The sequence below is a fragment of the Vibrio sp. 99-8-1 genome, assembly GCF_013114595.1.
GTDB lineage: Bacteria > Pseudomonadota > Gammaproteobacteria > Enterobacterales > Vibrionaceae > Vibrio.
Genome location: NZ_VTXE01000014.1, coordinates 51,968 through 66,447, shown reverse-complemented (window position 1 = coordinate 66,447; position 14,480 = coordinate 51,968). Strand labels below are relative to the sequence as shown.

The 14,480-nt window shown below is 41.2% G+C and carries 10 protein-coding genes and 1 tRNA gene; 10 read left to right on the top strand and 1 reads right to left on the bottom strand.

The genetic code is table 11. The features are described from left to right. Positions 1-200: 200 nt before the first annotated feature. On the top strand, positions 201-428 hold the full coding sequence (locus F0227_RS09715; protein WP_171752996.1) for a hypothetical protein: 228 nt from the start codon (positions 201-203) through the stop codon (positions 426-428). Then, positions 407-494 (top strand) — tRNA-Ser (locus F0227_RS09710). Before F0227_RS09715 ends, F0227_RS09710 begins: the two co-directional genes overlap by 22 nt. 391 nt (positions 495-885) lie before the next feature. Here the strand turns inward: F0227_RS09710 and F0227_RS09705 are convergent. Further along, a complete protein-coding gene (locus F0227_RS09705) occupies positions 886-1,740 on the bottom strand; it encodes a WYL domain-containing protein (RefSeq protein ID WP_171752995.1) in 855 nt (284 codons plus the stop codon). A gap of 218 nt (positions 1,741-1,958) precedes the next feature. Here F0227_RS09705 and F0227_RS09700 point away from each other — a divergent pair, with 218 nt between their 5' ends. The 8 genes from F0227_RS09700 (at position 1,959) to F0227_RS09665 (ending at position 14,456) form a co-directional block, all read left to right on the top strand. After that, a complete protein-coding gene (locus F0227_RS09700) occupies positions 1,959-5,621 on the top strand; it encodes an ATP-binding protein (protein WP_171752994.1) in 3,663 nt (1,220 codons plus the stop codon). Next, on the top strand, positions 5,618-6,256 hold the full coding sequence (locus tag F0227_RS09695; RefSeq protein ID WP_171752993.1) for a hypothetical protein: 639 nt from the start codon (positions 5,618-5,620) through the stop codon (positions 6,254-6,256). The genes F0227_RS09700 and F0227_RS09695 overlap by 4 nt, the downstream gene beginning before the upstream one ends. After that, positions 6,256-7,554: a hypothetical protein gene (locus F0227_RS09690; RefSeq protein WP_171752992.1), complete on the top strand. Its 1,299-nt coding sequence runs from the start codon at positions 6,256-6,258 to the stop codon at positions 7,552-7,554. Before F0227_RS09695 ends, F0227_RS09690 begins: the two co-directional genes overlap by 1 nt. Further along, positions 7,551-8,396: a hypothetical protein gene (locus F0227_RS09685; RefSeq protein WP_171752991.1), complete on the top strand. Its 846-nt coding sequence runs from the start codon at positions 7,551-7,553 to the stop codon at positions 8,394-8,396. The genes F0227_RS09690 and F0227_RS09685 overlap by 4 nt, the downstream gene beginning before the upstream one ends. A 186-nt stretch (positions 8,397-8,582) precedes the next feature. Continuing rightward, entirely contained in the window at positions 8,583-8,726 is a 144-nt protein-coding gene (locus F0227_RS09680) for a hypothetical protein (RefSeq protein WP_171752990.1), read from the top strand. A gap of 237 nt (positions 8,727-8,963) precedes the next feature. Then, positions 8,964-11,171 carry an ankyrin repeat domain-containing protein gene (locus F0227_RS21920; protein ID WP_253822072.1) on the top strand — a complete coding sequence of 736 codons (2,208 nt, stop codon included), beginning with the start codon at positions 8,964-8,966 and terminating at the stop codon, positions 11,169-11,171. 214 nt (positions 11,172-11,385) lie between these two features. Continuing rightward, the gene (locus F0227_RS09670; protein ID WP_112419108.1) at positions 11,386-11,562 is read left to right on the top strand and encodes a helix-turn-helix domain-containing protein; all 177 of its coding nucleotides are present in this window, start codon (positions 11,386-11,388) and stop codon (positions 11,560-11,562) included. A 2-nt stretch (positions 11,563-11,564) separates the two neighbouring features. Further along, entirely contained in the window at positions 11,565-14,456 is a 2,892-nt protein-coding gene (locus F0227_RS09665) for an SNF2-related protein (protein WP_171752989.1), read from the top strand. The last annotated feature ends 24 nt before the right edge of the window (positions 14,457-14,480 follow it).

Here is a 14,480-nt window from a genome sequence, read left to right as displayed (position 1 = left end):
CTACTACCCAGATACAATACAACTTCACTGATAAGAGGCAGAATAGTCCACCTGTTTCAGAGTGTTAGAAAGAGAGCCATTAACCGCGTTAGCAAAAGCGGATAGCATTGATGCAGTTGTAATATTGACAGTTAGGAGTTAGTTGAGGAGGCCAATAGTCGCAGAAGAAATAGCTTTTATCAAAAAAGCCGTTGTGAGGTGTGACAATAGTCGACATTCCTTTTGAGCCGTCAGTAAACGCCATTGACGCGTCAATTAACGGTAAAGAGGCACAAGAGCGAGCAAATAAGTTATTTTATAAGCAGTTGAACGCAAAAGTTGCGCTTTTACTACTTTTCTCCTTGACCAAGCCACTAAGAATCATTAAATTAGCGCCTCGTTGCTTACCCAAGCAGCATCAAAATACGGTGAGTTGTCCGAGTGGCTGAAGGAGCACGCCTGGAAAGCGTGTATACGGCAACGTATCGAGAGTTCGAATCTCTCACTCACCGCCACATTCTTGAAGAAAGACGTCCTAGGACGTCTTTTTTTGTGAATGTAATATAGTTAAATCAATAACTTATCATCTCATCTGGTCTCATTTTGTCTCATAAAGTCCGACGGTTTAGGGTATGACAGAGTGTATGATTTAATCAACTTCGGATTGGGAGATAGATACTAAATCGGGTTTAAGCGTCATACCTTTAGCTATTGATATACACCGTTTCTCCTCCTTTTTTAATAGGATAACTCTATAAAAACATGTAGTTACTGATTTGTGTATGTGACTCGAAAATCGCATCTTCTTGGACTGTAGTGGCATAGTGAATTTGGCCACCTAGTTAGAGGTGATATTCAATCTAGAACATCACCAATCTTATCGGGCTGTCTCAAACGAACCTTGATTTACTCAGGTAGACTTTCGTCAAAGTGAGCAGTCAATTGATAGGCTTCTGGTTGTTCTCTTAGCAGCTTTTGGTCTTGTATGACGCCCATACGTCGTAAGTAATAATTGACTAAAGCCCCACGAGTTACTATTTCCATCTTCTTGCTTTTCATAGCGTAGTCGTCTGCAACAACAACTTGCTGTTGCTCAGACAAGTAAGGATTAGGTGTAATCGTTAACTTAACTTGATGATTCCAGTTGTCATCATGTTCTCGCATTTTTGGTGACTTATCCATTAAGTCAGGTTCGTTCCTAAAGCGACTTAACACGAAATCTCGAAACCCATTTTTCTCTTCACAATATGCTCTTACATGCCACCTGATCCCATCATAGACCAAGCTGTGAGGTGCAATAATTCGACCTCGAATCTCAGGTGTAGAGAGTGACACATAGTCAATATCGACGCGAATGTTAGCCCTTGCTGCCGCGATTAATCCCCGAACAATGCTTGGTGATATAGCCCTTTCAGGGACGTTCAATACGGTCGATTGAGCTTCCCCCCAATTAAAGAACTCAAAGGTCTCTTCTTGGTTATATTGCTGATGAAGCATAAGTAGATACTCATGAGCAGTCCCTTGAGTAAACAAAGGGTTAAAGTTGTCTGCTGGCCTATAGCCTTTAATTTTCCTATCCAGTATCAATTGACCTTGGTTAGTTAAGCTAATGTACTTGTTGATATCCCTAGAAGCTTGTTGTCTCCCTATGTGAAAAGCATCACATAGGTGATTTGTCGTCAGTCGACCCTCCCAAAGAGCAATTATCTCAATTAGTCGAAATCGTACTTGTTGGTCCCATTTGATATCTGCTTGACTCATGTTCGTGCTCATAAATGTTACATGTTGATGTATACAGTATATACATGTAGCAAAAAAGTACATATATTTATTATGGATATTGAGAAGGGCAGGACAAGTCAGGAATCTTTACTGTGAGAGAGTCGATGGTATTGAAAGCTGTAACCTGATTTAGTGGCCACAGATTCAAACTGGTTGATTTTCAATCAAGAAAAACAACATAACTCGAGACAAATACGATGATGTATGCCGGATTGACCAAAGTTATCGCAATAAATTCTTATCAGAAAAACAAGATGTTTTCTGAGTATTCTTTTGACGCTCCCACTCAGATCACTGGCGGTAACGGAGAAGGCAAAACATCACTGTTAAGGCTCATTCCGTTCTTTTATGGAGCGACTGGCACGCAGATCGTCAGGAAATCGAATGTCAATAAGCCCTTTGCAGAATGGTATTTACCACACAACAACAGTTATATTGTTTTCGAGTACATTACTGCTCGTGGTCAAGTTGCTCATGTCATTTGTTATCGAAACCTTAGTACTAAAGGTGGCATTGTGTACCTTTTCGTTAAAGGTCAGTTTGAGCAGTCAGCGATCATTAAACAAGATAGCGAAGACAAGCCTTACGCTATCGGCTGTACAAAGCTGGCCGGGGAGCTGAACGCTAACGGCTTAGAATACGAGTCGCGTATTACTAGCGTTAAAGAGTACCGCGAAATTATCCAAAATATTAATGCAGGGAATTTGAGTAATCAGTTCCTAAGCTACTCTTTGTGCTCTGGTCGTCATGATGTTCGTCACATTGAAAAAATTACAGCGGCGTTGATTCAAGGTGAATTCAATATGGCCGACACAAAGGCGCTTTTCCTGGATATCCTCGAGCAAGGGAATAGCACATTAGAGTTTGGTGTGGATGCAAACAGAATTGAACAATGGTGTGATGACTACAACGGCCTAACAGTGTTCCTAGACAAAAAAGAAGCGTTCATTGAAGCTATTGCGAACAATAAGCAGATTGCCTATCTAACCACTCAGCTCGCAAGTGCTTTAATAATCATTCGTGATGCGTCTGAAAGCCTTGATGGATCTCTTAATAAAACTGAATTGGAGCGCTCAGGTTTTCTTGAAAACAGTGACAAGCAGATTGGCGAAATTAATCAGGATAAGCTTGATAAAGAGGTTCGAAAGAGTGCTCTTCAACGCTCTATTGTAAGTCTTGATTCTGAGATCGAAGTTCACCATGGCCAGCTTATAACATACGAAAATAGCGGTTATCCAGAGCTGTCCGTTAAGCTAAAGCAATTGCCAGAAATGGAAGACAGGGTGGCACAACAAAGACAAAGTTACACCGATCTTGAAACTAAGGTAAATGATGCCAAAGCAAAGTATGAGAAAGACAAACAAAGCCTTATTAGTAAGTTCAATAAAGAAAAGTCTGACCTAATAGAGCAAAAACTTGATGCCGAAAAAGAGTGCAAGGTTAAAAAAGACAAGATAGACGATGTATATCAGCCACAGTTAAAGGAACTGACCCAAACCCATACGAATTTTACATCGGATAAATCTCAGGCTCTTATGGAACATAAGGCTGAACTTGCCACTCAAAAACAGCGACTAAAGAACCCAGATATTGATGAGCTTCTCATTGAGCAGAGAGAGCAGTTGGAGTCTGAGAAAGACAGATTGCAAGAACAAGTAGACACGTTAAAACACACGACAACTGTGAGCGAGAAGGATGGAGTTAACTTACAAACTAAACGTGAAAAGCTACTCGAAAGATTAGAGGCCACTCGTCGAAACAAGCGCGATGCCGAAGCCAGGTTCAAAGTAGTCAGTAACCGATTAGACCCAGATTCAGGAACCTTGTTCTCATTCCTAGAAGCTAATCGACAGGGATGGCAAAGCTCTCCACTTGGTCGTGTTCTTACCGATGAGCTTTTGATGGACACGACACTCACACCATCAATGACTGAAGATTCAGGTTCAATGTACGATTTATACATCGATACGAGCAACCTAACCGATTGTAGTGTCACCAACAAAGCTGATGTGGAAGAGCAGGCTCAATTGATGGACCGTATCGGTGAGCTTGAAGACGCAGAGGCTGATTTCAATAAGCAAATTTTGAAAAATGATTTTGCTGTTAAGCAGTCAGCGCTTGAGTTATCACGATTACGCAATGAGCTGCGAAACGCTGAGAGTGACCTATCACAAACTAAGGTTAACCTTAAAAACAAGAAAATAGAGATTGCCCGTGCAAAAGAGGGCTTAGTCGAAAAAATTAATATAAGCATCAAATCGCTTGAGAAAGCTATAGCCCTGATTGATAAGGAAATCTCAGTGACGCTTGAACGTTTTGAAGAAGCAAAATTAGAGCTAAACAATGACAGGCTTACTCAAATTAGCAATGTTGAATCATCACTTGATCTCACGATCGGAGCTATAGACGAACTACTGGAAAAAAGTACTCTGACGTTAGGTGAGAACAAACAGCGTATCAAAACGGAGTATGAACAGCGGTTGAGTGACCAAGGTATTAGCGGTGAAATCTATCAACGCTACAAAGAAGAAATTGAATTGCTTGATAATGAGATCAAAAACTTAAAAGTGAAGTCTCATAAAATCAAAGAATACGAGACATGGCTTGCTGTATATGAAGTGGATGATCCTAAGAGACGTGACGATCGCAATACTAAGGTCAAAGAACTTGAAACGGTGCATCAAGAGATTGAATCTTTTGAAATTAAACTGAAAGAGTTGAGAGCCAAAGCTCATCGAACCAAAAAAGAGTTTGATGAGAAGCTCTCTATCTTGAGAAACCACAAACAGCGAGCTGACAGTGCAATCTCTCGTCTAACTAACTACGTGATGTTTGAGGGCGAAGAGGGCAGCCAAGAAGCGCTCGATTATAACGGCGATTTAAATTCACTATTGAGTGATGTAGAGAGCAAACTCCCAGAGTTAGAGAGGCTTACTAAGCTACGTAAAAAAGATATACAACAGATGGAAACTATCACTCTCAACCTTGGTGACGGGGAGCTGTATCGTTTCTGGAATGAAAGCAGCCGAAGCACTATTACAGAGGATATTGTTGCTAGTGACTCTAAGCGAATAGATATTCTAGAAATAATCATGAATGACATTATTCCTCAAGTGACCCGTATAACAATTGAAAGCGCGATCAACATGGGGCGTATGCTCGTTGACTTCAAGCATCGGCTACTTGGCTTCGACCGTGATATTAAGAAACTTGGTCGTAATATCTCTGAACAAGTAAAGCTCAATAACACGTTCTCGGTGGTTGGCTCTATTGACATTAACGTTGAGAGTTCACTTTCCAAACTACAAGGTTGGCAAGATATTATCAACTTCTCTGAGATTTACGAAGAGTGGGATAAAACGGGATCTGCTGAGCTACCAACCAAAGAGTTTTTCAATGCTTTAAGTACACTGACGTACCATATTAGTGCCGAGAAAGTTAAGAAGCCTACTGAGCTCTTTGACATTAAATTTGAAGTTATCGAGAACAACCAGCGTAAAACCGCTAAAACAGATAAAGATATGCGTGATTTGGCCAGTAATGGTACTAACTTGCTCATTCAATCCATGTTGTATTTAGCACTACTGACGCAACAACGTGGAGCAAGTCGACTATCCATAACTTACCCAACCGATGAGATTGGTAAGCTAACGGCAGAAAACCAAGCCAAACTGCTTAAAATGATGGGGGCACACAACTTCAATGTTATTGCGGCTCAACCAGATGGCAATAACCGTACAGCCAATTTATTCAAGTACCTGTACCACTTAACGCCTTACAAGAACATTTTCAACAAACCTAAAGTAAGCAAACTTGCGTTAGCTAAAGCCGCTGAAACTAGCACAGGAGTAGAAGCATGAAGCCAGTATCACAAGTCCTAGAATCTCTACTTAATGGTAGCTTTATCTGCCCAGCAACTGATCGTGAAGCTTACAAGACACTTAAAGAGGACCGTACACGCCGAGAAATCAATCAAGCGTTGACTCTTATGAGCCGCGAGCTCCAATGTACGAGCAGAACCAGCGCTTATTACGTCACTTATAAAAATATCGACGACCACAATCGTCGTCAAGTGACCGCGTTGATGAGTAATGTACACGGTATCATTCGACCTGTGGTTAAGTTCGTGGCGACAGTCAGTGAGGCTGCTCAAGTTGAAGCAGTGATGGTTGGTGGCGATGAGTTAAATGTGCCCGTCTTGAGCGCGCAAATCCATTCGTCTCCTAGCTTGATGGAGAAACTCGATAGTATTTATCGACTTCCAAAAGTGAGTCGAAAAAAAGTGCGTGACAGTGCAGCTGATAAACTAAATGTAGTTGTTGAATTTCTGGTTAAAGAAGGGGTGGCTCATTTAGTAAACAAAGAGCGCCAACTCTATGTGATGACGGGAAAATTAGACTTTGTTTACGAGGTGCTCGATTTCATCGATACGCATGAAAAGATCGTTGAGACAGTTAACAAAGCAAACGAGAACCAAGGGGAGTTCAACTTTTGATGAGTCCTCAAAACAATGGGAAACATGGTGGTGTTAACCACATGCTTCGCTTAATCAGCCAAGCAAAGGACACATTAACGCATGTTTTTGAAAATGGCACGATACGTGAAACTCATGAAAACGCCAATGACCTACGTAAATTAAAAGAAGCTCGTGTGGTTATCGTGACAAGCCGCGGCTACCGCGTGCACCCTAAGATGGAAGCATTGATGAACTATTTCCTTGAAACGGAAGCGAGTTCATTTCTTGGGACACAACATGCTGAGCGCATTCCAGAAATTCAGAGCCTAGCGCAAGAATACCTGGAAGCTAAATTAAATGGAAAAAGAGAACAAGAGGCGGATAGGTTTAATAGCCTTGAAGGTGTGGTTTATGAAATCACAATGGACTTGCAAGAGTCTTGTCGTCGCTTAAGAAACCGTATCAGTTATGATTTTGGCTATGGCCATACGCTCGCTCAAAAACAAAAAGAGAACCAAGTTGCTATAGAGCAAGCTGAAAAGCTTGTTACTGGCATGAAAGCTTTCTCTTTTAAATTGTTGAGTGAAATGGCTGGAGATAACTCAGAGCTCAACACCTTGTTTTGTGCTGAAATGCACAGTGCGATTCGTAGTTGCCAACAAGAGCTCGGATCTATCCTAATTCAACTCCGAGCTTTGATGCTGAAGTATCGTAACCGCGAGCGTGATAAGGACCTGATCAATGCCTTTGATCGGTTTATTGATCAAGAACCACACTGGACACCAAGTGACGATCTGATTTTGCCTGATGAGGTAGCAAAGCATGATGGTATACCGATGTTTTGGCTTTCAGAGCCTATACAATTTGCGCATCACCCAAATCCTGATGATATGGACCAAGAGCCGGAATTGGCCGATATTGTTGAAAAAATTACGGCACAGCCCGCCGAACAAGAAGAGCTTCCGGTTGTTGAAGAAGCTGAGCGCCGAGAATTGACTCTTGATGTTGAAATACAAGAGCTGATTGAAGCGGACATTGATTCTCATTGCGATACCTTTTTTGCTGAAGCCTTTATTGGCAAGGGAAAAACCAGCATTTCCGCTTTGGAATATTATGAGCAAATCAATAATGATTTGCCGGAAGATCTTGATCAGCTCACTTGCGCTAAAGACGTGTGGCTATTTAGCGTGCTTAATTTCCATAGTTCAATGCTTCCCGAAGATAGCAAAGGCTTTACCGTTGAGCCTATCGGGTCTTATACCTATTTAGCAAAAGGTAGCAATATAGGTTACGGCAACCTTCACTTAGAAGATGTGTCTATAGCGAGGAAATTGTGAGTAGAATTATTGATGACATAACGGGTAGTGATTTAAATCGGCTAAAGCAACTATTCTCTCCTGCGAAGGTTAATGAAGGTGCCAGTGTAGCGCTGAGTGGCGTGTTTGATACTTTTCATCGTGACTTTAGTGTTGGGAACGCCAGAGGAGAACATTTGCAGCTGACGCCTAGAGATATACGTCAAATTAGGAAGGTGATTAAAGAGCAATCTGGTTTTGATCTTTTAACTGACCCTATCCCGGATAACCGAACGGATATGGCTCAGTTCTTTCCTAACGAGAAGCTAAGCTCAAGTCCTGTCAAAGACAAGGTCATTAAAATTTATGGGATTTTGTCCACGAACATAAATGGCAAATCATATGACTTACAAGAGGGCATGAGCATTGAGGTAGCTCTAAGCCATTTGACGAGCATTGAGCACAGCCAAGTAGTGATTGTTGAAAACTATGAAGCATTCTCTAAGTTTAGATTAGTACAAACCGACATAGGACCAAATCCTCTTATTGTTTACCGAGGAGATAAGGACACGGGAGTAATATCAAAAGAAATTGCGTTGGCTTTTCCAGAGGTCGAGCTTATAGCTTGGTTTGACACCGATCCTAAAGGTATTTCTTTAGCTTTATCATCGGGAGCGACTTATATGCTGCTACCTATTTTATCAACAGATACTCTCAAAAAACATGGTCGATCAGAGCTATTTGCGGACCAATACCAAAACTGGAATCGAGTCTCAAAACTTATCCCCCCTAAGTTAGAGTCCATAATGTCTGAACTGGAAAAAGGGATAACCCAAGAGTCAATCATGGCAAATCAAATAGCCGTAAGATTACATAAAGTTTAGTTACGTGGTGGGGCTGAATATCAAACGGATAAATGCGTTCAAACTTTCGAATACTTAAAAAACTGTGGAATGCGGGTTATACAGTGACTGAGTAAAATGAAAATTTTTAATCCAGTTACCTAGCTTACGAATTTGGTGTGTTGAATTAATCTTTGAATGTCATTCAAACAATCAAAGGAACTTACCATGACAAAATCAAAAACACCAATGACGCCGTTAGCAGCAAGACGTATCCAAAGCGCAGAAGCAAAAGCTAATGGAGGGAAAGTTGCGAAAGGTAGCTTTGCCGCAAAAGCACAAAAAGCCGCAGCTAAAAACACTAATAACTGATTTCAAAGACAAATGGGTCAGCGTGCCCATTTTTTCTATGAAAAAGTTTAGCAGTGATAAAGATATCCAAAAATTTGTAGCAATGCTGATTCGAAGTGGCTGGGTCTACATGCACGGGAGCAAACACGGAAAGTTACGGTCGCCTGAAGGGAAGAAGGTAACGGTTCCGGGTTCTCCCAGTGATAAGCGTGCTTATAAAAACTTTGTAACCGATATAAGAAAAATAGCTAGGTCAACATGAAAAAAATAGAAACACCATACATATCAATTCAGTGTCTTTTGCGTGAATTTTCGAAAGCATTAGGGACAAAATCATTAGCTGCAAAAGAAATTGATAATGCATGCAAACACACTGAAATCAATCCGCATCAATTCGCCGAACTGAAAAATCAACTGGTACATGAACCAATAGCCAAATACGTAAATGTACATTTTGCTGACCATTTAATGGAACAGCTAGAAATCGTATTTAGTCAGTATATTGACTTTGTTAAGAAAATACCTCTGGATGGTGTAAGTGCCTCTAAAGGACAAGATCTTGTTCGCCGGCATTACATCGCTATTGCCACAGATTTTGTGTGCCATGAAATGTTTGAAGGGATGAGAACAACATCAGAACAAGTTGCAAGGATGGGTAAGCCTGCAATGCAGGTCGCTTTTAATAGCTTTGAAGATAATTCTGTTTGGAAGCAACACCTTGAACATGCCACCAAAGAGCAGAAAGACAAATATCGACGCTGGTTGAAAGTTGATAAAGGTGAGTTACCGGATATTACAAGTATTGGTGCATTAGGTGAAATGTCAGCTTCCGACCCAATGTCTATGGATACCTGGGGAGTAATAAAAGCTAGACTGATTACCGCCAGGGTCTGGGACTATTTTTTCTGTCATGCTGGCTATTGCGACGTTAAGATCATTGCAGATATGGATTTACACCAAAGATTTGATTCACTAACGGACTCTCTTCATAAACTTCAGCGACAGGAAGGAGACAATTATCGTGATTCAACATCGACAGCGTTAGAGCTGTTTGACCGGTTGCGATTAAGAAAACCAAAGTCAGCGCGCGATAAACGAACATGTAAAGAGTTGCTTGATAAACTATGTAGGTTTCAAAAACAACACGATGTAAACAGAGAAACGACGTATTACTATCATTGGATGAATGCTAGATATCACCTGCATTTAGGGGAGTTAGATATAGCATTGCAGAGTTATAAACTCGCCTACGAACAATCAGCCTACCGAGCCGGAGAGAACATTGAGTGCATAATTAAAGAATCGATGTTGGTAGCTGCTCGGGTTCAACAAACAGATAGAGTATTTATTAACAAACTACGCTCAATTGCGTCTGTATTAGGTATTGATATCTTACCGACGAATCCATCAGATAAAACTAAGGCTAAGCCAGTATTAGTCGAAGAGTGGGAGATCGCCGCTTATGCCCGATTTTTTGATTCCTATTTCACGGAAGAGTCTTTTTTTCCTGGAGCGGGATATCCAATACTGCACAGTCAAAACGTCGGCCCTTGGATAGTTGATGAAACTAAGCATAAGCTGAATCTTAAATCTCCAAATAAAGTGTTTAATGTTGGCGAGCAAGGCTCACTCGTAAAGCGTATGCCTCAGCTAGTGTATTTTGCCATGAATGACGACATTGAATCAGTTAAGCTGCTTCTTGATAGGGACGTGAGTGTTAATAAACTTTCTAGCTCAAACGAAAGTGCTTTGTTGATGGCCATACAGACCATTCAAGTTAATTTGATGCCACTAAATTCAATGAGCGATGAACTTTTCAATTTGCTCTCAAATAAGCCACATAGCGAGAAATCTATAAATGCGGTTACTAGCAAACGTAAACTAACAGCTCTTGGCTGCGCAGTTCAAACCGGAAGGTTAGACGTGGTGAAAAAAGTAGTAGAACTTGGCGCTGAAATAGAGCAACGACACGACACTGTCGGAGAGTCACCACTGTTCACGTGTATTGGCTTGATTAGCCGCTTCAAGAGGCCAGGTTTAATACAAGCATTGTCGAAGCAGTTTCAGTATCAAGATGACAATTTACATGCATATATGTCTAACGCAGCAGGAATGGTGCCCCACGATAAGCAACATTTAATTCAATTGATGAAGAATCAGGCCAATGACCCTCTGCATAGTTCTGTTATTGAGGCCGCTCTCGAACTGCAACAAAGTAACATAGAGAAGTACTCAACCATTGACGGGTATCGTGATATCGCAAAGTATCTTATTTCAAAGGGGGCGAACCCGAACGCGAAGCATGATACCGCTTACCAAGGCTATACACCTTTGATGCTGGCCGCTGAGTTAGACGAAGGGAAGCTTTTTCAATTGATGGTTGAAGCTGGTGGAGACTTTAATGGTTCTTGTGTTAACACATTGAACAAGCGAAGAGTTTCATGCCGCGATATTGCTTTGGACTAGCAATCAAAGTCAGTACTTAGCATTTTCACAGAAGAATCAAGCTCGCATTAATTTACCTTATCCCGATTTAAACTACCGCTCAATGAGCTGGGCGGTATAAATATTAAGCGTCCAATCTCATAACCCTCCCTAGATCATTGTCCATTCCTCAATTTTCCCATATTCTCTTACCTTCAGCTTCAATGAAATTAACCAACATGAGATAACACTCTGAATGGTAGACCAAATTTTAACCTTGAAAGAGGTGGCTGCTTACCTAAAGTTGGCCGAAAAAACAGCATACAGATTAGCAAGTGAAGGCAAGCTACCTGGCTTTAAAGTCGGTGGTTCATGGCGCTTTAAAAGGGAAGATTTAGAGCAATGGATAGAGCAACAAAAAGGAAGTAAATAACAATGCTTGATCAGCTAACCTCTTATCACGCCAAGTACTTTGCACATGAGTTATCAATTCTTCATTCAAACAATGGTGTTAATAGATTATCGCAGTCTTTATTTGATGCCAGTGTAGATCTAAATCCGCATCAAATTGAAGCGGCTCTTTTTGCACTGGATAACCCTTTGAACCAAGGTGTTGTATTAGCTGATGAGGTTGGTTTAGGTAAAACGATTGAAGCAGGATTAGTACTATGCCAAAGCTGGGCTGAACGGAAGCGTAAGCTTCTAATCATCTGTCCTGCGTCATTGCGCCGTCAATGGGCACAAGAATTACTTGAAAAGTTTAATCTGCCGTCACAAATCCTAGATGCTAAGACCTGGAGGCAGTTGCAAAAACAAGGGACCTATAACCCGCTAGATGATAAGAAAGTGGTGATTATGTCTTACAATTATGCCGCTCGCATGGAAGAACGCTTGGTTGCTGAGTCTTGGAATTTGGTTGTTATCGACGAAGCACATAAGCTTCGTAATGCGCATCGTGAAAGTAATAAGATTGGACAAGCGCTTAGACGAGCTCTCAATGGCCGAAAAAAGCTACTCTTAACGGCGACACCGTTACAAAACTCCCTAATTGAACTGTATGGGATGTCAACGCTTATAGACGAACATCTATTTGGTGATGACAAGGCTTTTCGTAAACAGTTTATGCAAGCTGATAGTGATCAAGATGAATTAAAGGCCCGTTTAGCTCAGTTTGTGAAACGTACGTTACGCAAACAAGTACTTGAGTATGTTAAGTATACGGAACGAAAAGCCATTACAGTGCCGTTTACGCCTACAGACGAAGAGCAGGCGCTCTATGATGCCATCGAAGTATTTTTGGAAAAGGATGATAGTTATGCCTTACCTAAGCGTCATAAACATCTAACCGGCCTTATTTTGCGAAAATTGCTAGCGTCTAGTTCTTGTGCGGTGATGAATACGCTACAAGTAATGAAGAGCCGCTTAGAGCAACTGCGCGATAAGCAACCAAATAAGGATGAAAGGGATATCATTCAGCAGATCATTGAAGATGATGATCTTGAAACCGATTATTTGGAAGAAGCTGAGGACAGTAGTGAGGCCAACGATTCGAATGAAGAGCGACCAGTAGATAAAGAGTTACTGGACCAAGAAATTGCAGAGCTTGGTAGATTTATCAATCAGGCGGAAGTGATTAAAAACGATTCTAAAGCGAGTGCCTTGTTGATTGCTTTGGAGCAAGGCTTTTCTCAAATGGCTGAGATGGGAGCTTCCCGCAAAGTCATTATATTTACTGAGTCCAAACGGACGCAAGATTACCTTGCTACTGTTCTGTCGCAGCATGGCTACCAAGATAAAATTGTCACTTTTAGTGGTAATAACTCGAACCCGGATGCTACACAAGTCTATCGAAACTGGCTTGAGCAATATCAAGGCTCCGATAGAGTGACAGGATCTCCACAAGTCGATCGACGAACTGCACTGATCGATCACTTCCGTGAAAACGCTGAAGTGATGATTGCGACAGAGGCTGCCGCAGAAGGCGTTAACCTTCAATTTTGCTCTTTATTAATAAATTATGACTTACCTTGGAACCCGCAACGTGTCGAACAGCGTATCGGTAGATGTCACCGATATGGTCAAAAATTTGATGTAGTTGTGATTAATTTTGTTAACCAGCGAAACTACGCTGATCAACGAGTTTTAGAGCTTCTTACCCATAAGTTTAATCTGTTTGATGGTGTCTTTGGAGCCTCTGATTCTGTATTAGGTACTGTAGAAAATGGTGTAGATTTCGAAAAGCGCATCAAGTCCATCTATGATACTTGCCGTACTACTGCGGAGATTGAGTTAGCTTTTGAAAAACTCCAGAAAGAGTTGGAGGACGATATCAATAGCAAGATGAAACAAACACAAGAAGCTTTGCTTGAGCATTTTGATGAGGATATCCACGATCTTCTAAAAATAAAATTGGATCAAGCAAAGCAAAGATTAGATAAAGTTGGCCGATGGTTTTGGGCGGTAACTCGTAAACAACTTGCCGAGCAAGCGGACTTTAACGATGAAAACCTGACCTTTTCATTGCTTAAGCCGGTTGTTCAGCAACCAATCGGCCATTATCAATTGATCCGTAAAGGTACTGATGTTGGTGCTGATAAGTTACAATCCACCGCCGTAAATACTCATACCTACCGCATATCTCACCCACTTGGTGAATATGTGATCGACTCAGCTAGAGATGAAAGTACACCACCAGCAGAGTTTTGGTTTGACTATAGTAATCACAAAACAAAAGTCTCGGTAGCAGAGCAATTACAAGGTCAATCCGGTTGGCTAACGTTAAATCTAGTGAGAATTGAAGCTTTCGAGGCAGAAGAGCATTTAGTCTTCACGGGCATTACTGACCAGGGACACATCGTTGATGGTGAAGTGTGTAAGTCATTGTTCAGTATAGGCGGTAAACACAGTTTACACCTCAATGAGAAAAAACCCGAAAAGCTACTTGAAAATGAACAACGGCAAGTTGAAGCTAAGCTGGCAGAAGCTATGGATGCCAACAATCAATATTTTCAAAGCGAACGAGACAAGCTAGAAAGATGGGCCGATGATAAAATACTATCAGCTGAACAAGCCTTATCTGATACAAAGGCCAAAATTCGCTCCCTAAAGAATGAAAGTCGACATGCAATATCTATAGAAGAACAGCAGCAATACCAAAAACTTATCCGTGAAGCAGAAAGAAAACAGCGAAGGCAGCGACAACAGATTTTTGATGTAGAAGATGAAATTATTGAAAAGCGTGATGAGTTAATTTTCGCTTTAGAAAAACGATTAAAACAACGAACAGAAACCAAAGAATTATTTACCGTTAGATGGCATGTAGCTTAGAGCAACTGTCTGGCAGGTTAGCAG

What these genes read in the sequence shown, in the direction of transcription:
- F0227_RS09705 (WP_171752995.1), bottom strand. Translation starts at nt 1,740, where the DNA reads ATGAGTCAAGCAGATATCAAATGGGACCAACAAGTACGATTTCGACTA.
- F0227_RS09700 (WP_171752994.1), top strand. Translation starts at nt 1,959, where the DNA reads ATGATGTATGCCGGATTGACCAAAGTTATCGCAATAAATTCTTATCAG.
- F0227_RS09695 (WP_171752993.1), top strand. Translation starts at nt 5,618, where the DNA reads ATGAAGCCAGTATCACAAGTCCTAGAATCTCTACTTAATGGTAGCTTT.
- F0227_RS09690 (WP_171752992.1), top strand. Translation starts at nt 6,256, where the DNA reads ATGAGTCCTCAAAACAATGGGAAACATGGTGGTGTTAACCACATGCTT.
- F0227_RS09680 (WP_171752990.1), top strand. Translation starts at nt 8,583, where the DNA reads ATGACAAAATCAAAAACACCAATGACGCCGTTAGCAGCAAGACGTATC.
- F0227_RS21920 (WP_253822072.1), top strand. Translation starts at nt 8,964, where the DNA reads ATGAAAAAAATAGAAACACCATACATATCAATTCAGTGTCTTTTGCGT.
- F0227_RS09670 (WP_112419108.1), top strand. Translation starts at nt 11,386, where the DNA reads ATGGTAGACCAAATTTTAACCTTGAAAGAGGTGGCTGCTTACCTAAAG.
- F0227_RS09665 (WP_171752989.1), top strand. Translation starts at nt 11,565, where the DNA reads ATGCTTGATCAGCTAACCTCTTATCACGCCAAGTACTTTGCACATGAG.